At 35.1% G+C, this 21,333-nt stretch carries 24 protein-coding genes and 1 other RNA gene; 10 read left to right on the top strand and 15 right to left on the bottom strand.

The window, feature by feature from the left end; all coding sequences use genetic code 11:
• Window positions 1-55: 55 nt before the first annotated feature.
• Both BST91_RS08545 and BST91_RS08550 read right to left on the bottom strand, forming a co-directional pair.
• Complete coding sequence (locus BST91_RS08545) at window positions 56-643, bottom strand: porin family protein (protein ID WP_060524096.1); 588 nt, start codon at window positions 641-643, stop codon at window positions 56-58.
• A gap of 104 nt (window positions 644-747) precedes the next feature.
• A complete protein-coding gene (locus BST91_RS08550) occupies window positions 748-1,638 on the bottom strand; it encodes a hypothetical protein (RefSeq protein WP_042277584.1) in 891 nt (296 codons plus the stop codon).
• 45 nt (window positions 1,639-1,683) lie between these two features.
• Between BST91_RS08550 and BST91_RS08555 the strand changes: the two genes are divergently transcribed.
• The gene (locus tag BST91_RS08555) at window positions 1,684-2,040 is read left to right on the top strand and encodes a TM2 domain-containing protein (RefSeq protein WP_042277582.1); all 357 of its coding nucleotides are present in this window, start codon (window positions 1,684-1,686) and stop codon (window positions 2,038-2,040) included.
• A gap of 67 nt (window positions 2,041-2,107) precedes the next feature.
• Here the strand turns inward: BST91_RS08555 and BST91_RS08560 are convergent, their stop codons facing one another.
• From BST91_RS08560 to BST91_RS08570, 3 genes are all read right to left on the bottom strand, one after another.
• Window positions 2,108-2,719, bottom strand: a complete 612-nt coding sequence (locus BST91_RS08560; RefSeq protein ID WP_085775148.1) for a porin family protein — start codon at window positions 2,717-2,719, stop codon at window positions 2,108-2,110.
• Between the two features lie 227 nt (window positions 2,720-2,946).
• Complete coding sequence (gene aroQ, locus BST91_RS08565) at window positions 2,947-3,369, bottom strand: type II 3-dehydroquinate dehydratase (RefSeq protein WP_042277577.1); 423 nt, start codon at window positions 3,367-3,369, stop codon at window positions 2,947-2,949.
• Window positions 3,370-3,472: 103 nt separating this feature from the next.
• On the bottom strand, window positions 3,473-4,072 hold the full coding sequence (locus tag BST91_RS08570; RefSeq protein ID WP_042277575.1) for a porin family protein: 600 nt from the start codon (window positions 4,070-4,072) through the stop codon (window positions 3,473-3,475).
• A 125-nt stretch (window positions 4,073-4,197) separates the two neighbouring features.
• Between BST91_RS08570 and xerD the strand changes: the two genes are divergently transcribed.
• A complete protein-coding gene (gene xerD / locus BST91_RS08575; RefSeq protein WP_085775149.1) occupies window positions 4,198-5,109 on the top strand; it encodes a site-specific tyrosine recombinase XerD in 912 nt (303 codons plus the stop codon).
• A gap of 77 nt (window positions 5,110-5,186) precedes the next feature.
• A complete protein-coding gene (locus tag BST91_RS08580) occupies window positions 5,187-6,134 on the top strand; it encodes an aldo/keto reductase (RefSeq protein ID WP_085775150.1) in 948 nt (315 codons plus the stop codon).
• Between the two features lie 249 nt (window positions 6,135-6,383).
• On the opposite strand, the gene rny is transcribed toward BST91_RS08580, so the two are convergent.
• The 4 genes from rny to BST91_RS08600 all read right to left on the bottom strand — a co-directional run bounded on the left by rny (window position 6,384) and on the right by BST91_RS08600 (window position 8,753).
• On the bottom strand, window positions 6,384-7,958 hold the full coding sequence (gene rny / locus BST91_RS08585; protein WP_060524081.1) for a ribonuclease Y: 1,575 nt from the start codon (window positions 7,956-7,958) through the stop codon (window positions 6,384-6,386).
• 47 nt (window positions 7,959-8,005) lie between these two features.
• A non-coding RNA gene (ssrS, locus tag BST91_RS08590) (6S RNA) lies at window positions 8,006-8,116 on the bottom strand.
• A gap of 55 nt (window positions 8,117-8,171) precedes the next feature.
• Window positions 8,172-8,462 (bottom strand): cell division protein ZapA, encoded by a 291-nt coding sequence (locus BST91_RS08595; protein ID WP_042277571.1) that lies wholly within the window; start codon window positions 8,460-8,462, stop codon window positions 8,172-8,174.
• Window positions 8,463-8,465: 3 nt separating this feature from the next.
• Entirely contained in the window at window positions 8,466-8,753 is a 288-nt protein-coding gene (locus BST91_RS08600) for a hypothetical protein (protein WP_042277567.1), read from the bottom strand.
• Between the two features lie 119 nt (window positions 8,754-8,872).
• On the opposite strand from BST91_RS08600, the gene BST91_RS08605 reads away from it, so the two are divergent.
• The gene (locus BST91_RS08605; RefSeq protein ID WP_085775151.1) at window positions 8,873-10,582 is read left to right on the top strand and encodes a M23 family metallopeptidase; all 1,710 of its coding nucleotides are present in this window, start codon (window positions 8,873-8,875) and stop codon (window positions 10,580-10,582) included.
• A gap of 3 nt (window positions 10,583-10,585) precedes the next feature.
• Window positions 10,586-13,084 (top strand): TonB-dependent receptor, encoded by a 2,499-nt coding sequence (locus BST91_RS08610; protein ID WP_085775152.1) that lies wholly within the window; start codon window positions 10,586-10,588, stop codon window positions 13,082-13,084.
• Here the strand turns inward: BST91_RS08610 and BST91_RS08615 are convergent.
• Window positions 13,074-14,240, bottom strand: a complete 1,167-nt coding sequence (locus BST91_RS08615; protein ID WP_042277561.1) for a cysteine desulfurase family protein — start codon at window positions 14,238-14,240, stop codon at window positions 13,074-13,076. The genes BST91_RS08610 and BST91_RS08615 overlap by 11 nt on opposite strands.
• Before the next feature lie 73 nt (window positions 14,241-14,313).
• On the opposite strand from BST91_RS08615, the gene BST91_RS08620 reads away from it, so the two are divergent.
• Window positions 14,314-15,210 carry a hypothetical protein gene (locus BST91_RS08620; protein ID WP_085775153.1) on the top strand — a complete coding sequence of 299 codons (897 nt, stop codon included), beginning with the start codon at window positions 14,314-14,316 and terminating at the stop codon, window positions 15,208-15,210.
• On the opposite strand, the gene BST91_RS08625 is transcribed toward BST91_RS08620, so the two are convergent.
• Entirely contained in the window at window positions 15,207-15,734 is a 528-nt protein-coding gene (locus tag BST91_RS08625) for a Smr/MutS family protein (RefSeq protein WP_085775154.1), read from the bottom strand. The two genes, BST91_RS08620 and BST91_RS08625, sit on opposite strands and share 4 nt — an antisense overlap.
• Complete coding sequence (locus BST91_RS08630) at window positions 15,724-15,957, bottom strand: hypothetical protein (RefSeq protein ID WP_235783946.1); 234 nt, start codon at window positions 15,955-15,957, stop codon at window positions 15,724-15,726. Before BST91_RS08630 ends, BST91_RS08625 begins: the two co-directional genes overlap by 11 nt.
• 76 nt (window positions 15,958-16,033) lie before the next feature.
• Here BST91_RS08630 and BST91_RS08635 point away from each other — a divergent pair, with 76 nt between their 5' ends.
• From BST91_RS08635 to BST91_RS08650, 4 genes are all read left to right on the top strand, one after another.
• Window positions 16,034-18,079: a T9SS type A sorting domain-containing protein gene (locus BST91_RS08635; RefSeq protein WP_085775155.1), complete on the top strand. Its 2,046-nt coding sequence runs from the start codon at window positions 16,034-16,036 to the stop codon at window positions 18,077-18,079.
• A gap of 2 nt (window positions 18,080-18,081) precedes the next feature.
• Window positions 18,082-18,375: a DUF2752 domain-containing protein gene (locus tag BST91_RS08640; RefSeq protein ID WP_042277552.1), complete on the top strand. Its 294-nt coding sequence runs from the start codon at window positions 18,082-18,084 to the stop codon at window positions 18,373-18,375.
• Between the two features lie 73 nt (window positions 18,376-18,448).
• Window positions 18,449-18,817 (top strand): CCC motif membrane protein, encoded by a 369-nt coding sequence (locus tag BST91_RS13310; RefSeq protein WP_042277550.1) that lies wholly within the window; start codon window positions 18,449-18,451, stop codon window positions 18,815-18,817.
• Window positions 18,818-18,883: 66 nt separating this feature from the next.
• Window positions 18,884-19,246 carry a CCC motif membrane protein gene (locus BST91_RS08650; RefSeq protein WP_042277548.1) on the top strand — a complete coding sequence of 121 codons (363 nt, stop codon included), beginning with the start codon at window positions 18,884-18,886 and terminating at the stop codon, window positions 19,244-19,246.
• Window positions 19,247-19,298: 52 nt separating this feature from the next.
• On the opposite strand, the gene BST91_RS08655 is transcribed toward BST91_RS08650, so the two are convergent.
• The 3 genes from BST91_RS08655 to rocD are packed head-to-tail and all read right to left on the bottom strand — an operon-like array spanning window position 19,299 to window position 21,265.
• Entirely contained in the window at window positions 19,299-19,670 is a 372-nt protein-coding gene (locus tag BST91_RS08655; RefSeq protein ID WP_042277547.1) for a DUF2752 domain-containing protein, read from the bottom strand.
• Window positions 19,671-19,964 carry a CD225/dispanin family protein gene (locus BST91_RS08660; protein ID WP_042277545.1) on the bottom strand — a complete coding sequence of 98 codons (294 nt, stop codon included), beginning with the start codon at window positions 19,962-19,964 and terminating at the stop codon, window positions 19,671-19,673. It lies immediately after the preceding gene.
• Window positions 19,965-19,990: 26 nt separating this feature from the next.
• The gene (gene rocD, locus BST91_RS08665) at window positions 19,991-21,265 is read right to left on the bottom strand and encodes an ornithine--oxo-acid transaminase (RefSeq protein ID WP_085775156.1); all 1,275 of its coding nucleotides are present in this window, start codon (window positions 21,263-21,265) and stop codon (window positions 19,991-19,993) included.
• Window positions 21,266-21,333: the final 68 nt, after the last annotated feature.

Raw genomic sequence — 21,333 nt, forward strand, 5'->3', positions numbered from 1 at the left:
AATAAAGAATCCTTGTTCTTATCTATAGAACAAGGATTTTTTTATTGACTGCTTATTAGAATCGGAAAGACGTACCCAAGCTTAATGTTCCTACCTCACCTTCCTTACGAAGATTATTACTAAAAGTAGCTCTTTGGTAATCAAATAAATTCTGTTGATATCTTAAGTCAATACGCCATCTTTTTGATAAGTCGTATTGTAATCCAAATTGTAAATAAGGATTTACAATCACACGACCATATCTATCGCGCTGGACAAGAGTTTGTGCATTTGTATTGAATAATGTACCTGCACCTGCATAAATGCGCCATCGATTTGCAAATCGATGATGAGTTTGAAAGGAAAGATAAGGAGTAAGACCTAGATTAGCATCAACGCCAGCTTCCCATCTTAAACTCCACACATTGTTTACTTTATAATCTGCATAAATACCTAGTCCTAGACCTAGAAATTTATCATCGTATTTGTATCTGGTATTTTGATAGGTTTGATAGGATAATAACGTTCTCGCAGTAGCTCCTAATTCCCACCTATTTTCAACAGGTGGATCAAATAGAATAGAAGTTGATTTTCTTTCTGTTTCTTGTGACCATAAAGCGTGTGTCACGGACAAAAATAGCAAGGTAATGAGTAACTGTTTCATAGTTTGGTGTTTTGGTTTTGACCACAAATAAAACACACAAAACCACCAGCTACACTATTGACCACCAGGCTTTAACCCTAAATAACAAAAACTGTTAAGTGGTGTTACTTTTGAATTTTTGGTTTTTCTTTAAAAAAGGTAAAAGTTACATCTTCACCTACCTTTAGTTGTGAGGTCACATCTATTACTTGACCATCCTTAGCTTCAATTGCAATTTTTGCAGTATTGGGTGGTTTATTTCCAATATTTAAGGCTTTGATTTTAATAGTGTTCACGGGATCTATAAATTCCAAAGGAATTATTTTTTTAGTTGTACTAGGTTCAAAGTCCTTCAATATTTTGCGATCATTGATGGATAATTCTATTTTATCTCCATCTGCTTCTTGATCGTCCCAAATTATTAATTTAATATTCTTGTCTTTTAATATAATGTTCAAATTTTCTCCACCTTTTAATTGATTTTTAGAGAATCGATTGAACATCTTACTCATATTAATTTTCTGTTTAATGCTATCAGGAACTTTATTGGTTCTATTCACTCTTTTTTGAAATTTCTCATTTCGCTTTTTAACCTTTTCTGCCGCTTGCATTACAAGTTCTCCATCTATACAACTAGTAAGATCATCATAATATCCCTTAAAGGTTCCTTTAATTTCTGCTTTCCCGTTTAATTTTCTTAAATCACCTGTGAAATAAACGTTACAAAAATCTATCTCCTTAATGTTAGATTTAGTGTAAATAATCTCGACTTCTCTAAATTCCAATTTATTCTCTTCACTATCATACTTTCCTACTACGGCCGACTTTGTCTCGTGCTCACCATTCATATCAGAGTAAGAAAATCCTTTAATTTTTCCGTTTTCTTCTTTAAAACTAAGATTATAAGTTATGAGAGAACTATCTGGTAATTTGAGCAGTCCCATGTATTCATAATTTTGAGCGCTAGATAGTAAACTGAATAAAACTAAAATTAAACCGATTAAATATGATTTCATAAAAAGGTATATATTTGAGTAAATGTAACCAATAAAACAAATTTTATGAAAACAAAATTTACTTTAGTACTAGTAGGTTTATTCATGGTAATGAGTCAATTTGCCTTTGCCTCATTCCCAGTTGAAAGACAAGTTGTTTCTGAAACTATAGCAATTAGCGATACAGAAACGATGGAAGTAGCTACAACAACATTAACTTCTCCTGCTGCGGTTGCTTGGTCAGAGGATCAAACAGTTGCTATTCTTTTATGGTTTTTCTTAGGAGGATTTGCAGCACACAGATGGTTCTTAAAGAGCCCATGGTACTGGAATGTTCTCTTCATTATCACATTTGGATTCTTCTTTGTAGGATGGGTGATCGATGGTATAGAGATTATTACAGGAAGTTATCCTGGACTGTAAATTTGAAATTCAAAAAAAAGCCCGTTGAGAAGACTCAACGGGCTTTTTTTATTACACTTATTTTTAATTACAAGTCAAATATGAGTCCAGCAGAGATAGCTGTTGAGATGTTAAACAACTTGACATCCTGACCAAAATCATTATTGTTTTCATTAATTCGGCTTAGTCCATAAAAACTTTGGGCTTGGAAAAATAATTCTGTATTCTCCGAAACATCAAATTTATATCCTATCCCGTAACCTAAACCTATATCTAGACTAGAGACTTGATCCTTTAAATCAATCTCACTACCATCAGAAAGCTCACCTTTTGCGCTTAATAATATATTTAAAGAAGGACCAAAATTCACATACCAGTTTCTGTTATCCCCAAAGTGAAAGTTTGCTTGCAAAGGAATAGATAAATAATTAAGCTTATCAATATTATTTTCAACATCAGTTCCCTTTGCATCATACAGTAATCCAGTTCTAAAACTCCATCGATCACTAAAATAATAGTCGCCAGTTACTCCAACTACCATAGCTACTCTCAAATCATTGTTTAAATCTACATTACTTCTGTAGTTGGAAAGGTTTAATCCTAATTGAGGAGCAAGAGTAAAGTCACCTTTATCATTTTGAGCATCTGTTGTAAAGGCAAAACCAGCGACGCACAATGCGGTTAAAAGAATTTTTTTCATTTGGTTGATTATTTAAAATTACGGAGTAAAACTAATTTCCATCATACTCCCATAATGTGAAAATTATGTTAACACAAATAAGCTCATTGAGAAATCTCAACGGGCTTTATTTAATTGGATAAATTAAATGAATTAAACTTGTAGACTATTTTCAAGTTATTATTATAGCTTCTAGCACCAAGTTTTTTTTGAAATAGATATATTGTTAATAGAATATTAATGCACTATTATCTTATGGATAGATAATGCATACCTAATTCATAACCTAATAATCCAAAACCACTTATCACTCCTGCGGCATGTTTAGATATATAGGACACATGTCTAAACTCTTCTCTTTTCATCACATTTGATATATGAACTTCAATAACTGGTGTGGTTATTCCTGCAACAGCATCACCTATCGCAACCGATGTATGCGTATATGCGCCTGCATTAAATAAGATCACCTCGTATCCATGATCATCGGCTTTATGCAATTGATTGATCAACTCACCTTCTACATTACTTTGGTAATATTCGATAGTAATATGAGGTAGTTTTGCCCTTAAAGCTTTTAAATAATCATCAAAACTTTCTGCTCCATAAACTTCTGGCTCGCGTTTCCCTAGTAAGTTTAAATTAGGTCCATTAAGTATAAGTACTTTCATATGGTAAATATATCGGTAGTTACGCTTTCGCGAAAGCGTAAAATTAAAAAAGCCTGTTATCTAGTAAATAACAGGCCTTTCATTTTTCTTTTTCCTTATCGTTCTAGAACTTATATCCAATTGAAAGTTGAAGATTAGAGTTTGTGATATCATCTCCAAACGTATCGTTATCTTCAAACACATTGTTCAAACCAATCATATAACGAGCACTTATCATAAATCCTTCAAGCGATGTTCCCTCTTTGAATTTATAAGCAAATCCACCACCAGCGCTTAGGTCTAACTCTTCGGCATCTGCGTCTTGTTCTACATCTACTAGTCCGCCTTCTTGTGTGAACTCATCATTTACTAGAATTCCAAATTGTGGTCCTGCTTCGATTGAAAAACCAGAATCTGCAATGTAAAATTTAGCCAAAATTGGAATATTGATATAATCCAACTTTAATTTACTCTCTACCCCATTTGCTTCTGATTGTAAACCTTGTTGTGAGTAAACAGCCTCTGCTTGCAACCCAAAAGAAGAATTGAACATATATTCACCTGTTAAACCTACATGGAAACCAGTACGACCATCAGTATCTTCAACAGCGTCTCCTTGCAACTTTGCAAAGTTTACACCACCTTTAACTCCAAAGTCAATTTCTTGTGCCTGAACAGTAATAGCACTTACCGCTAGAGCAATTGTAAAAAGTAATTTTTTCATAGTTATTTATTTTTGTTGCACAAGATTACTGGAAATTTAAACACACATAACTTAAATTATTTTTAAGGGCTGTTAAAACTAGTTAATGACAAAGGCCTTTTAAGATCATAATTAATTGAATATAAATGAAATACAACGCTTGGGATTCTATAATAAAAAGCTTTAAATCTTACTCTAGAATCGAGCGTGGACTATCAGAAAACACTATAAAAGCATACACTAGGGATCTCAATAAACTCAAGAATTACCTTATTGACAATGAGCAAACTGTTAAACCAGAAAACATCTCCAGTGAACAACTTAAAGAGTTTATCTATCATATTTCTAAAGAGGTTAAGCCACGTTCACAAGCAAGGATAACAAGTAGTTTAAAAGCTTTTTTTCTCTATTTAATATTGGAGAATTATAGAAAAGACCAACCTATGGATTTGATTGAAAGTCCAAAAATAGGACGCAAGCTACCAGATACTCTTACCCTTGAAGAAATTGATCAACTACTCGCTGCCATAGATAGATCTACCCCAGAAGGTGAACGCAATCGCGCTATCATTGAAACATTATACGGTTGTGGTCTTAGGGTAAGTGAATTAATTACATTAAGATTAAGTGACCTACTTTTTGAGGAAGGTTTTATTAAAGTTATAGGTAAAGGTAATAAGCAGCGGTTTGTCCCTGTAAGTGAATATACTATTAAGGCTATCAACTTATATCGTGATGAAGTACGCGTACATCAAAAAATAGACCTAAAACATCAAGATACTTTATTTCTTAATCGTCGAGGAAAAGGTCTTACCAGGGCTATGATTTTTCATATAATAAAGCAATTAACGCAACTCGCAGGTATTAAAAAAACTATAAGTCCACACACCTTTAGGCACAGTTTTGCCACTCATCTACTAGAAAATGGCGCCGATTTAAGATCGATTCAGGCCATGATGGGGCACGAAAGCATCACCACAACCGAAATTTATATGCACGTTGACCGCAAGCACCTAGAACAAGTGATTCATCAATATCATCCTTGGGCAAAACAGTAACCTATTAAAGTTTTTATAAACTAGCATTCATTTTTGGGTATCGCTTTCGCGAAAGCTAACTTTAACAAAAAACAAAAATGAAAACATTAAAATTTAGAAATGGGGATGAACTCCAGGCTATAGGTTTAGGTACATGGAAATCTGCACCAGGTGAAGTGAAAAAAGCCGTAATCACAGCACTAGAAAACGGGTATAAACACATAGATTGTGCTGCCATTTATGGAAATGAAAAAGAAATTGGTGAGGCTTTCAATGAGGTTTTCTCAAAGGGAGAAATAAAAAGGGAAGATGTGTGGATCACATCAAAGCTATGGAACAACGCTCATTTACCAGAAGATGTTGAACCTGCCCTAGATCAAACCTTAAAAGACTTGCAACTGGATTACCTAGATTTATACCTAATTCACTGGCCTGTTGCATTTAAACCCGATGTAAAAAACCCTGAAAAACCTGAGGATTACTTAACACCCGATGAAGCTCCTATCCATAAAACGTGGGAAGCTATGACCGAACTGAAGCAAAAAGGAAAGGCAAAACATATAGGTGTTTCCAATTTCTCAATCAAAAAGCTTGAAGATTTAATGAGTAAAACTGACGAGATTCCTGAAATGAATCAAGTTGAGTTACACCCTTTGCTACAACAAAATGAGCTTTTTGAATACTGTAGTAAAAATGGAATTCACTTAACAGCTTATTCTCCATTGGGTAGTGGTGACAGATCCGAAGGTATGAAACAAGCTGATGAACCCAACATGTTTGAACTTGATGCGATCAAAAATATTGCTCAAAAACACAATGCTAGTGAAGGTCAAGTGCTTATCAACTGGTCAGCAAATCGTGGTACAGCGGTTATTCCTAAATCAACAAATGAAGGGCGTATTAAAGAAAATCTAGCTGCTGCCGCTGTAAATTTTGACAAGGAAGATTTGAAGGAGCTTTCAAATCTAGATCGTCATTACAGATATGTAACAGGGAAATTCTTTGAAGTTCCAGAAAAGGGTTATGACAATATTTATAACGAATAAAAATTTACCCTATAAGGGGTATTTTTTGAATTAGATATTCTTCTCATCTTTGACAAAGAGAAAGCAATCAAGTTCATGGAGTAAGAGAGTTAGGGGACTTTTACTTCACAAAAAAATGAGCTGATTCTCAAAATCATAAGCCAAAAAACTTATGAGGTTTAGGAAGGTTGTAGGGGATTTTTCTAAATCAAATTAAAAAACCGTTCTGAGAGATCAGAACGGTTTTATTTTTTGTTAGAATTTTTAAAATTACTTGGCAATATTTACCGCTCTCGTTTCTCGGATTACAGTAACCTTTACCTGACCAGGATAAGTCATGTCCGTTTGGATTTTTTGAGAAATCTCAAAAGAAAGCTGTGCCGCTTTTTCATCATTAATTTTCTCACTTTCTACCATAACTCGTAATTCTCTACCAGCTTGAATGGCATAAGCTTTTTCTACTCCTGGAAAACCAAAAGCTATATCTTCAAGGTCTTTTAATCGTTGAATATAAGAATCCAGAACTTGTCTACGTGCACCTGGTCTAGCACCGCTTATGGCATCACAAACCTGTACTATAGGTGACAATAGAGATGTCATCTCGATTTCATCGTGGTGAGCACCAATAGCATTGCAAACTTCAGGTTTTTCACCATTTTTTTCGGCAAGTTTCATACCGAGAATAGCGTGAGGAGTTTCATCTTCAGTTTCAGGCACCTTACCTATATCGTGCAGAAGACCTGCACGTTTAGCTAGTTTAGGATTAAGTCCTAGTTCACTCGCCATGGTTCCACACAATTTGGCTACTTCTCTACTGTGCTGTAATAAGTTTTGACCGTAGGAAGAACGATACTTCATTCTACCTACCATTTTTACTAGCTCAGGATGAAGACCGTGAATTCCTAAATCAATAACGGTTCGTTTACCTACCTCTACTATTTCTTGGTCTATTTGTTTACGAGTCTTACGAACTACCTCTTCGATACGAGCTGGGTGAATTCTACCATCAGTTACTAATTTATGCAAGGAAAGTCTAGCCACTTCTCTTCTTACTGCATCAAAACAAGATAAGATAATTGCATCTGGAGTGTCATCTACTATTATTTCAACTCCAGTTGCCGCCTCAATCGCCCTGATATTACGACCTTCACGACCTATAATACGACCTTTAACATCATCACTTTCTAGGTTAAAGACGGAAACACAATTCTCTACAGCTTCTTCTGTCCCTATACGCTGAATAGTGTTTATAATAACTTTACGGGCTTCTTGTTGAGCAGTCATTTTGGCTTCTTCAATAGTTGTCTGGATAATGCTCATGGCTTCTGTCTTTGCCTTATCCTTAAGTGACTCTACAAGTTGTTTCTTTGCATCTTCACCAGACATTCCACTTATAACTTCAAGCTGCTTGACTTGAGATTCGTGTAGCTTTTCAACCTCATCTAGACGCTTATAAACGCTTGCTCGTTTACTTTCAACATCCTTAAGTTTATCCTCTAAACTTTGATTGAGTTTTTTATTTTTTGATAATTCACTTGAAGCCTTTGACTCTTTATCTCGAGTTCTCTTTTCGGCGTCGTTCATTTTCTTTTCTCGCTGCATGATTTCCTTCTCATGCTTTGATTTGAGCTCGATGAATTTTTCTTTTGCTTTATAGGTTTTATCATTATAAAGCTTTTCGCCTTTAATTTCGGCATCTTTTAGAAGGCTATCTGCTTCCTTTTTTGCATCGGCAATAATTTTTGATGCTTTTCCTTTTTCAATTATAGATTTTGCAATTAAAAATCCTATTGCTAATCCTATTATTAGCGCCACTATGGCGATTATTATACCTGTTGTATCCATGGTTGTTGACTATATATAAAAAAACCTGCACTAGTTGGGTTTTGAATGAACTCCTTAAATAAAGTTTAAGGCTAACTGATTGATCAAGGGTCTGGCATTATGACCAGCATGCTTTTACAACCACGACTCACCTTTTTTAAAGAATTATAGTGTTGAGTTCACCAAAAAATTGAACCAGTGCAGGTAGTAACTTTATTATTTTAAAAGAACGTCTTAAGAAAGGTGATTATCTAGTAAATGCTCGATATTATCCAGCATTTTTTTAGCATTTTCAACATCACTATTCTTATCTATTTTAATTTGCTCTGCTTGAGCTGCAAACTGTAGAGCACACATAGCTAGAACATCTTGTTTATCCCTTACGGCATAATTATTCTCCAGCTGTTGTATCATTTTTTCTATATTCTTTGCAGCTATACGAAGACCTTCTTCTCGAGAAGGTTCTATGGTAAGAGGATAAACTCTATCTGCAATAGAAATTTTGACTTTTTGCCTCTGACTCATAGTTTACGTAAGTTGAGCTATACACTTATCAATTTCTTTAACAAGTGCATTTATCTTGAGCTTTGTTTTTGTTTTGTACTCGTCACTACCCAGCATTGCGTTTGCCGTTTTGAGAGCTACCATCTTATCCTCTGTTGCTTTTAACGATTGTAAAAGTTCATTATTGTCTTTTTCCAATGTTGAAGTAAGTGTTTTTTCATCCATTAACTCCTGTCGCAACCTAGCATTTTCTTGTAATAAAGTCTTTACTTTTAACTCTATAGAAGAAAGTTGAGATGTTAGATCATTCATACGGCATTATTTTCTGCTGTATTTACAAATCTAAAATTATACCTAGAGATTTCAAACAAAAGTGGAACAAACTTTGACATTATTTGTAAAATTAATCCTGCTAAACCTATATTAGTGCCATGATGCAACGTTTATTTATTTCTACCTTTTTCATACTGTGCATGTTCCATTTCGGCGAAAGCCAAACCAACAAAAAAATTCTTGAAGGATATTTTATCAATCCTTTAGATATAGACATGAAACTAAGCGGGACTTTTGGTGAGTTAAGGTCAAATCATTTTCATAGTGGTCTAGACATAAAAACAAATCAAAGAACTGGTGCTAAAGTGTATGCTGTGGCAAATGGTTATGTGAGCCGTATTAAAATTGAAAGATACGGTTATGGTAAAGCTTTATACGTAACGCATCCTAATGGCTATACTAGTGTCTATGCGCACCTAGAAAAATTTGCTCCCAGAATAGAGGAATACGTAAAAAAAAGGCAATATGAAAAAGAAAGTTTTGAAATCCAACTGTTCCCAACAGACTTAGAGTTACGAGTAGACCAAGGAGATATAATCGCCTATAGCGGAAATAGTGGTGGTAGCGGTGGTCCTCACTTACATTTTGAAATTAGGGATAGTGCAGCAAAACCGATCAATCCAATGTTAATGGATATAGAAATTCCAGACACTAAGGCTCCTATTGTTAAACAGGTTATGGCCTATCCTCTAGATGAAAACAGCACCATCAACGGTCGCAATCAACCCGAATTGATAAGATTGATCCCTTTAAAAAATGGCGATTTTAAAACGGAAAATTTCAAAGCCTATGGGCAAATAGGTATAGGAGTAAACACTAATGATCAACAGAATGGAGCCGCTAACCAAAATGGAGTTTACCGCATTAAATCCTACCTTAACGGCACTAAAAATTTTCAAATCACTTTTGACACCTATGCTTTTAATGAGACTCGATATTTAAACCGTCTTATCGATTATAACCATTTTAAAAAGACTAAAAGTCGAATTACAAAATTGTTTATTCCAGAAGGTTCTCCTTTAAGTCTTTATGAAGATCATATAGATTATGGTGTTTTAAGTTGCTATGATGCCGGTGTAACCAATCAACTTAAAGTTGAAATAATGGACTTCAAAGACAACACTACCAACATTCATTTAAAAATCACCACTGATCAACCACCAGGAGAAAGAATTATTCCAGACAATTCGCATTTGTCTTATGTAAATCATAGAGAAAGTTTTACTTACAACGACGGCGCTTTTAATGTGTCAATCCCCAAAGGAGCTCTTTACCAGAACAGTTTATTAGACATCAAAGTAAATAGCGATACAATAAAAATTCATCAGGATGAAATACCCTTACACAAGAATATATATATCAATTACAACCTAAAGTCTAAAAAGGAAGAAAATCTCAAACAGTATTATATAGGACGAGTTACTGATTGGGGAAACGTTTACTACACTTCTTCAAAAATTAAAAATGGAGTTCTTACAGGTAGCACTAGATACTTTGGCACCTATGCAGTAAGCAAGGATTACACGCCACCTACCATCACACCAGTTAGCTTTAAAAACAAACAATGGATATCCAATCATAAGACTTTGAAAATTAAAATTGATGATGCACAAACTGGTATCAAAGGATATCGTGCAACAGTTAATGGAGAATTTATTTTAATGGAGTACGACTATAAAACAAAATTACTGGTACACGATTTTGAAGATGGAGTCGTTAAAGATGGAGAAAACAACCTAAAAGTGATTGTAACGGATAATGTGGGAAATAGCACTACATTTGATGCAGTCTTTTACCGTAAAAACTAATTTTTGAAACAGCTTTTAACCTCGGTTTTTTTATTATTATCATTTCTTTCATTTAGTCAAAATGCCACAATTACCGGTGTTATTCTAAACGAAAAAAACTTACCAGTAGGTGACATTAATGTAAGCATTACAGGCACCTCAATTGGTAACGCAACAGACAACAGCGGTTTCTATAAAATCATAGTGCCAGCAAACGAATTACTCGAATTAAAGTTTTCTGCAATTGGTTATGAAACTATTATCATAAAAAATTTAAAACTCGCAAACAATCAGATTTTTGAACTTAATCCGGTTATTAAATCTACTATTGAGGAATTTAAGCCTATCGAAATAGATGCGATAAGAGACAATGAACTTAGAGGGATTACAAAAATTAAACCTGCCATTATAAGAAATATGATAGGTGCTCAACCTGGTGTTGAAAATCTTCTTAAATCCTTACCTAGTATTAGTAGTAACAATGAATTGAGCACTCAATACAATGTAAGAGGTGGAAACTTTGATGAAAATCTAGTTTATATAAATGAGATTGAAGTTTACAGACCTTTTCTTATACGTAGTGGTCAACAAGAAGGGCTGAGTATTGTCAATTCTGATTTGGTACGAGATGTGAAATTTAGCGCTGGTGGATTTCAAGCACGATACGGTGATAAGTTAAGCTCTGTTTTGGATATTGAATACCGTCGCCCTACCCAATTTGCTGCTGGAATCGACGCTTCTCTATTAGGTGTTAATAGTTATGTAGAAGGTACCGCTTTCGCGAAAGCGTTAACAGCAACTCTAGGAGTACGATATAGAGACAATAGCTTATTTGTGAACTCTAGAGAAACTGAAGCCATTACCATTCCAAGGTTTTTTGATGCTCAAACACACCTCACCTATCAGTTGTCTCCTAAATTTGAATTAAGCTTCCTGGGGAACATTGCTATCAATGATTATGAATTTGAACCACTTACCTCTCAAACAAATTTTGGTACGGTAAACGATGCTCAAGCTTTAATTATTGACTATGACGGTCAAGAAAACGATAGGTACGAGACCTACTTTGGCGCAATAAAAGCTAGCTATGATGTTAATGACAACTTGAATGTAAGGTTAATATCTAGTGTTTATCACACTCAAGAACAGGAATACTATGACATTCTTGCAAGGTATAGCATAGGTCGCCCAAATACAGATATAGGAGGAAGTGATCTAGGAGAAGTAGATTTTACAACCTCTATAGGAAGTGAACTAGATCATGGACGTAATAATCTAGATGCACTTATAACTACCGCACAACTTAAATCAACTTATACCATACCTAGCTCCAAAAAAAATAAAGACGTTATCGATGCTAGTATTAAATTTAACAAGGAAGATATACGAGATAGGTTAAGAGAATATACGGTTATAGATAGCGCCGGATTTAGCGTAAGGCCACCATTACCAGAATTTAGAAACCAACAACCTTATTTTTCATATACAGCTCCGTTAGTACCGTTTGAATCTGCAAGGGCCGATAATGATATTACCATCGATCGAGTACAGGCTTTTATACAATATAGTAGCCGTGGATATCTAGGAGATCACGAAACCTTCTGGAATGCAGGGATAAGATCTCATACATGGACTGTAGCCGGCGATGGAGTTGATAGTAATACTCAAACTGTATTTTCACCTAGAGCTCAATTTGCGATAAAACCGTATTGGAAGAAAACGGATATGTTGTTCAGGCTGTCCGGTGGATTATATTATCAACCACCTTTTTATAGAGAGTTAAGAGATCAACAGGGAACTGTGCAACCACAAGTCGAGGCACAAAAATCAGTTCATATTGTTCTAGGGAATGACTGGAGTTTTAATTGGTCTTCTAAAAAAGACGAAATAAGACCATTTAAACTGACTACCGAGGTTTATTATAAAGATTTATGGGATGTGAATACCTACACTCTTGAAAATGTTAGACTACGATATAGAGCAAACAACAATGCTACAGCCTATGCCTATGGGATAGAAACAAGAATGAATGGCGAGTTTATCAAAGGAACTGAAAGCTGGATATCTCTTGCATACATGCGTACCCAAGAAAATTTGGACAATCGAGGCTTTATTGATCGACCTACTGATCAAAGACTAAAGGCTGCATTCCTATTTCAAGATTATGTTCCTACAATACCTAACTTAAGAGCCTACTTGAATATGGTTTATAGTACAGGGTTACCAGGCGGATCACCTAGTTATGCAGATCCGTATGATTTTCAATTTAGGCTTAAAGATTACTTTAGAGCAGACCTTGGCGTACAACTCGAGCTTGTAGGACCTAATAAAGTTGCTAGAGATGACAGCTGGTTAGCCAACTTTACCGAACTTTCTATAGGCGCTCAAATCTATAACATATTCAATTACGAAAATCAAATATCAAATCTTTGGGTGAGAGATGTAGCTAGTCAGGCACAATACGCGGTGCCTGTAAGATTAACTCCTAGAGTTTTTAATTTAAGATTGCTAGCTAGACTGTAGCAGTTGAAAATTGCTCGATATACTCTTTGAGAACATTTATTACGTAATCCAATTCTTCTTTAGTATTGTAGATGGAAAAACTAAATCTTAGACTAGGTTTATTTAAATCCTCTCCTTTAAGAACGTTAGTAAGAACATGACTTCCTTTTTGTGCTCCGCTTTGACACGCACTTCCTTTTGAGCAAGCAATTCCTTTCAGGTCTAAAGTAAAAAGAAGCATCGCAGCCTTGTCCGCAGGAATCGGTAAGCATACATTCAATAAGGTAAAGGTGCTTTTATCATCCTTGGAACAATTACCATTAAATTTTATTCCTGGTACACTACTTATTAATTGGTCTTTGAAATAATTTTTAAGTTCTAATACGTAACTTCTTTCTTCTTCTAGATTATCATAAGCCATTTGTAATGATTTATCTAGACCTACTATATTATGAACACTTTCAGTACCAGCTCTTACACCACGCTCTTGTGAACCACCTACAATTAATGCTTGTAATCCTGATCCTTTCCTTACAAAAGCAAATCCCACTCCTTTAGGACCGTGAAACTTATGAGCACTCACGGCTGTAAAATCTACAGGAATTTCTGAAAAATCTAATTCATAGTGACCAATAGATTGCACGCAATCACTATGAAACAAAGCATTGTACTGTTTACACAATTTTGCTATTGATTTTATATCTATTTTATTTCCTATTTCATTGTTCACATGCATTAAAGAAACTAGCGTTTTCTCATCTGACTCTTTCAACAATTCCTCTAGATGTTCTTCGTCAGGAGTTCCACATTCTTTTAATCTTACATGAACCTTAGTTGCACCATGTTTTTCACAGGCTTGATCAATAGCGTATAAGACAGCATGATGTTCAATAGGCGTCGAAATAATTCTAGTAACACCTAGGTCACGCACACAACTTATTATAGCAAGGTTATCAGCCTCAGTACCACCAGATGTAAAAATGATCTCGGCAGCACTTACGTTCAATACCTTTGCAACATTCTTTCTTGCCGTTTCAATCAAAGATTTGGCTTCTCTACCGTAACTATGAGTTGAGCTAGGGTTACCATAAACTTCGGTCATGACCTTCGTCATTTCCTCAATAACTTCTGGTCTCATTTGAGTTGTTGCTGCGCTGTCTAGATATACTTTTCTCATAACAGCAAAAATAAATTAATTAAGAATATTATATAGTAACTCACGTTAATACTTAAGTTCTATTTTTGTATCCATGAAGAAGTTACTTTACTTATTACCCATTTTTCTTTTTAGCTGCGATGATGGCGATGTTATCGTGCAAGAATTTGATTTTGAAAATGTATCAGTTAATGCATGCGAATCTGATTTTTTGAATAGTAATGAATACATTTTTTACAAAAACAACGGTCAAGAAACAATCTTCATTCAGTTTTCTACGACCGACGGTATTTTATTAGAAAACAACACCTATGGAAACTACTCAGTAGGAACTAACAACTCTATTGAATATCGCAAATTATCAGATGATATCCCATCTGATTATTACTGTAATAATATTCCCATTCAAGGAATTGACGTCCTAGATGTGTTTACAGCAACAGCAGGTGATATTTCAATTGCCACAATAACTAATAGTGAAACAGACAATGACGGTATACCTAACGAACTTGAAACTGGAGACTACGACAATGACGGCATACCTGATATAATAGATCTAGATGATGATGGTGACAACGTACCTACAGTAGATGAAGGCGTGGTAATCACCAACGGCATGATAGATCTAGCTCTCAGTCGTGATACAGACGGTGACGGAATTTTGGATTATCTAGACACAGATGATGACGGCGATGGAATCCTTACCTCACAAGAAGATGTTGACGGTGATCTAAACCCGAGAAATGACATAACAAATGGAATTCCTAACTACCTGAATCCTGCTGTAAGCGATACATTTACAACAACCATAGATACCGCTATCCCTAATAGTTATAGCAGATCCTCGAATCTTGATATTACAATATCCAATTTGATTCTAACCGATGGTAACAATGAGGTATTAATAGGAACTTTTGATTTTGGAACCTACATCTCTCCCGTACTTACCATTGAAACTACCGGCGAAGTAAATACAGTAATAACAAACTAGGACTTGTTTTGATAGAAATACACTTCAGTTGCACCCAGCCCGTACTTCTTGAAGTCGGCATCATAATAAGTTAAATGCTCATAATGATTAAGTAAGTACTCAAGCTCGGTTTTTAGTACACCGGTTCCCACTCCATGGATCAAAATTAATTTGGGAATTCTGTTTTGTAGAGCCCATTCCACTTTAGAACGAGCTACCTGCAGTTGTAAATCTAACTTTTCATGCGGTTGCATGTAAGCATCCTTATTAGTTAGTTGGTGAATATGCAAATCGACTTCTATCGGTGGTAGTTGCCCCTTTTTCCTTTTTTTCGATTGTTTTTTCTTAGGCTCTTCTGCCATCGAGATATCCACGGCACCTATTTGGAATGTTTGATCTAGAATAACCTGCTTGGGATCTACTTGAATTTCTATTTCCTCATCTGTTATGATGGTGAGTGATTCCGCTTTCGCGAAAGCGACAACACCACGAACATCGTCGTCGATAAAGGTTATCCTATCCCCTTTTTTGAATTTACGACTCATCAGAATCTAGATGATCATCTTTAGTTTTAACCCAGTGTTGACTTGCTCTATAAGCACCAAACATCAACAAAACTAATCCAATAATTTTTATGTAAACCGAAGCATTTTCATCAATGAGAGCGTAAGCAAGTAGAACTCCACCTAAAAAAATTAAAATACCGTTTATGGATTGCTTGACCATCGTTTTGGGCTCAAAAATAGTCCTTTTATCGATAAACCACATTGAAACATGGTGTTTTAACCATAATTTTTAAGATTTCTATGGTAAAAGTTTATTTTTGTTCTATAATAAGAGTAGTATGAAAAATTTTATAATTACCGCATTTTTAAGCATATACGCAATAACCGCAGCTGCCCAAGTTGTTGTGGTAGGTGATAATTTCATCTATTCTCAAGGAGTCAATCTATTTTCTAAAGGAAGCATTGATTTAAATGATGCCGACTCTAGAATTTACCTAAGAGAAGAAGCGCAACTTATTCAAAATGACAATGTAAGCAATGCTGGTGACGGTTTTATTTCTATTTTCCAAGAAGGTACCGCTGATCAGTATAATTACAACTATTGGTCTGCACCAGTAGGTGATGTGGCAACAGCATCTGGAAACGAAGGCTTTTCAATGACTCAAATCTATTATCCTACGGGAATCCTTACTGGAACAGCTGCCGATGATGAAAATTATTTCAATAGGACTATTACTGCAGAAAATGCTAATTTCTTAAATTATAATGCTCGTGATGGTGTTTCAGATGATGGGACAGCAACCAATCCTCTTGAAATTGCAAGTAGATGGATATACAATTATGACAGTGCAGGAAACGCAATACCAGGAAATGCCTATTCAGGATGGAATTATCTAGGTGGTAGTGGTTTTGTGAATGCTGGATATGGTTTTAGCATGAAAGGTGTTTCTGGAACTAATGGGATTGCAGTAAATCCTAATCTTAGAGAATATCAAAATGGTCAAATCGGACAACGATATGATTTTAGAGGACGTCCTAATAATGGTAATATTACAGTAGGTGTGGCAGATGACGAGGTTTCACTAGTAGGTAATCCTTATCCAAGCGCACTTGATTTAAAACAATTTTTATTTGAAAATTCTACTGTAAGATATGGTGTAGGAAGCGATCCTGCAGAAGTTGCTACAGTAGACGACACAAAGTTAGATCCATCTATTTTATTCTGGCAGTCTAATGCCTCTGGTAGTCACATGCTTACTGCATATGAAGGAGGATATGGTATTTATTCACCTGATGGATATGATGTAACGGCACCTGGATCTGGGATATTTGCTACTGAAGGTAATTATGTTCCTGCTGCCTTTTATTCATACGACAATAGTGGTAATCCAATTACAAACACATCACCTGGACTAGCAAGCCCAGTAGGAGCAACACTTAGATACGCTCCTGTAGGACAAGGATTTATGATAAGACGAAATGCAAGCGGTTTTACCGCTCCTAATGGAACTTATTTCCCTCCTACTGCTAATTTAACTGCTGGAACGGCTTTACCATCAGGAGCTAATGGTGAAGACCAAATCGTATTTACTAACACTCAAAGAGATTTTGTTAGAGAAAGTGGTGGTAACTCCTTAATGCTTAGAGGTTCTGGAAACGGTGGCGCACAAAATAGTGCTTATGCTAACCAGTCGCCTAAATTTAGAATGAATGTAATCATTAATGATACTTACACTAGACAATTATTATTAACCTTTAGAGACAATCTTTCTCTTAACTACGACTCAGCTGTTGATGCTAGAGTTCCAGGGCTCTTGGATACTGATATTTTTGTGAATGTTGAAGGTGGTGCGTTTTCAATTGCAGGTCAAAAATATGATGAAGACATGGGCATTCCTCTAGGACTACTAGTTGATCAAAACGCATCTAGTGATGCTACTTTCAATTTTTCAGTTGTAGAACAAATTAATTTTACGCCTAACAATATTTATATTTATGACACCATTGATGATGTGTATTATAACATAACGAGAAGCTCACAAGGAATACAATTACCTGCAGGTCATGCGTCAATGGATCGTTTTGAGATTAGGTTTAAAGACACTAGCAACACTTTATCTAATGATACTATTGACGAACTAGGCTTCACGGTATTTCAAAATAACAGAAAACAAAACTTAACTGTATTCAATCCAGAGCTGCAAAACGTTTCTAATATATCGTTGTATGATCTTTCTGGACGATTAATTTTTAATGAAAAACCATCTACAGCTCAAACAGAATACACGTTTAACACTGCAACCTTGTCGAGTGCCTTATACATAGTTAAAGTAACTACCAAGGCAAACAAAGAAGCTGCTATCAAAATAAGTATTGCTAATTAAACATGAATATAAACCTCATCCTAGATGACAGCTGGATGCTGCCTTGTATGAGTAAAAAAATATTAGGAATGGACTGTCCTGGATGTGGAATCCAGCGGTCCATTTCTTTTTTACTTCAAGGTGAATTTGTAAATGCTTTTTACATGTATCCAGCCATATACTTTCTTTTCTTACTTTTTTCTGTGTTGATTATAGATTTCTTTATTAAAATCAAGCATGGAGAAAAAATTAAATTAGTTTTGACCGTACTTACTATAGGAACCATACTAGTTAATTATCTTTTAAAAGTTTTTTGAAAACTAATTTAGAATAACGTAACTTTTAGACTTACTTTTAAACCTATAATTCAATTAACCTAAATTTATCATCATGCAAAAACTCAACACAACCGCAGTCTACATTTTATCCATTGTAGGATTTTTATGTTGTTGCGCCTGGGGACTAGGATTTGTGGCAGCTTTAATAGCTTTTATTATCGCAAACAAGGAACTGAAAAAATATAATGAAAACCCTGAAGCTTACAGTAATGGTAAAGCTATGAAAACTGCAAAAACCGTAGCTTTAGTATCCTTAATTGTTTCTGGACTGGTAACAGCTTACACCGCTTACACATATTTTGCATATACTGAAAGAGAACGTTTAGAGCAGGGAATTGATTTTTATAGATCAATTGGAGCTCCAGATGAAATGATTGATGCTATGGAAGATCAATTAGATAATATTGAAGACGAAGAATAAGTAGTTATTATATAATTAATTAAAAGGCTCTTTAAATAGAGCCTTTACTTTTTAAATTTTAATATCATGCAAAAATTAAATACAACGGCTGTATACCTTTTATCTGTAGCAGGATTTTTATGTTGCTGCTTTTATGGAATAGGGACAATTGCAGCTATAATTGCTCTTGTTATAGCAAATAAAGAACTTAAAAAATACAATCAAAACCCGGAAGCCTATACAAATGGAAAGGCAATGAAGTCGGCTAAAACGGTAGCCATCATTTCATTAATACTATCTATAATAGGATTGGTAGTTCTGGTTTTATTTTACATGAACCAATGTGAGTTTTACGAGTGGTACATCGATTTTGCTCTTAATCAACCTAATGTAACCGAGGAACAACTAGCACCACTGTACGACGCAATGGAACAAGCAGGTTGTAGATAATATTCTAACATTACTCAATAAAAAAGGCTCGCTAACGCGAGCCTTTTTTATTTTATACATTTCTATAAATAGTAAAAACAATAATGCTTATAAGTAATATCAATATAGGCCATTTCCCAATCAAATATTTACGATATTTTATAGGAATCATAGATGTATGCTCCATTAAAAGAACCAATATTACATAAGGAATTAAAAAAAATAATAGAGCATTTAAATCCCAAGCTGTTTTAAAATCTCCATGAAGTATAGCGTGTATTGCTCGTTGGGAACCACAACCTGGGCAATCATAAGAAGTCACCACTTTACTAGGACATTTTGGGAATAATGCTGTATTTGATGGATTATAGGAATAGTAAATATAAAAACAGCCACTTATAAAAGTGACTGTAATTGCAATAAAAAAGAATCTTTTAAGACTCATTTAAATGTTGTCCAATCCTACTACCAAAAGAACAAAAAGTAAATAAAGTACTATAAACACAGCTGCTCCGATAGCACTGTAAATACACCACTGTTTTGCTTTTTCCGATGCTTGTCTAGATTCATTGTACATACCTTGATTCCACAGCCTATCTACTTTTGCTGCGTTTACAATTGCTGGGATTCCTAATGGCCAGCAACATAAAATAGTTACAATTATCGATTCAGCTAAATAGGTTTTAGGAGGTTGTCCTACTGGTCTTTGGTTTTCAGGTTGATTGAAAGGATCTTGCATATTATTTAATTTATTTGTGTAGCAATTTACTCAAACTCCTTTAAAGTTTTAATAATTATCTCAATACAATCATCTAACTGCTCTTTTGTCATTACCAAAGGAGGAGCAAATCTTATGATGTTACCGTGAGTAGGTTTTGCCAGTAGTCCATGATCTCTCAAACGTAAACAAATATTCCATGCAGTATCGCTTTCTTCCGAATCATTTACAACAATAGCATTGAGAAGTCCACGACCTCTTACTAGAGTTACTGTATCGGTAGTTTCGATATATTCATTAATTCGGCTTCTAAAGTAATTACCTAGTTCTCTAGCATTTTGCGCTAGTTTTTCATCCTTTACAACATCAAGTGCCGCCATAGCTACTGCGCCAGCGATAGGGTTACCTCCAAAGGTACTTCCATGCTGCCCAGGTTGTATAACATTCATAATTTCATCATCTGCAAGAACAGCGCTTACAGGATAAGCTCCACCGGATAATGCCTTACCTAAAATTAAAATATCTGGACGTGAGTACGTTTCTTGTCTTTCACAATGACCTTCACAGGAACACTTACCGCATACAGCAAGTAAAGCACCAGTACGAGCAATACCTGTTTGGATTTCATCTGCAATGAAAAGAGCGTTGTATTGAGCGCATAATTCCTTTGCTCGCATCATGAAGTCATCACTAGGAGTATACACTCCTGCTTCCCCTTGAATAGGCTCAACTAAAAATCCAGCTATATTATCTTGTTGTAATGCATTTTCAAGAGCATCAGTATCATCATAGGCAATCTTAATAAAACCAGGAGTATAAGGTCCAAAGTTTTTTCTTGCATTTTCATCGTTAGAAAAAGAAATCACAGTTGTTGTCCTACCGTGAAAATTATTTTCACACACAATTATTTGTGCATCGTGTTCTTGAACACCTTTCTTTTCATAGGCCCATTTTCTCGCAATCTTTATAGCTGTCTCTACCGCTTCGGCGCCCGTGTTCATCGGTAAAACTTTGTCAAACTTGAAGTAATCCGTTACATATTTTTCATAAACACCTAGCTTATCATTGTGAAATGCTCTAGAAGTAAGCGTTAATGTTTTTGCCTGTTCAGTCATGGCATTAACAATAGCTGGATGACAATGACCTTGATTCACAGCACTATAAGCACTAAGAAAATCATAGTACTTTTTACCTTCTACATCCCAAACAAAGACTCCATCACCTCGTTCCAGAACCACTGGTAAAGGATGATAATTATGAGCTCCATGCTTATCCTCTAGATCTATATATTGTTGGGATTTATTTCCTACTTGAACGTTCATACTATTCCTATTTATTGGTTGGGCAAGTTAATAAATCTAACAGGCACTGTCCAATAAATATCGTTAAG

The sequence above is a fragment of the Nonlabens tegetincola genome, assembly GCF_002117085.1.
Lineage (GTDB): Bacteria > Bacteroidota > Bacteroidia > Flavobacteriales > Flavobacteriaceae > Nonlabens > Nonlabens tegetincola.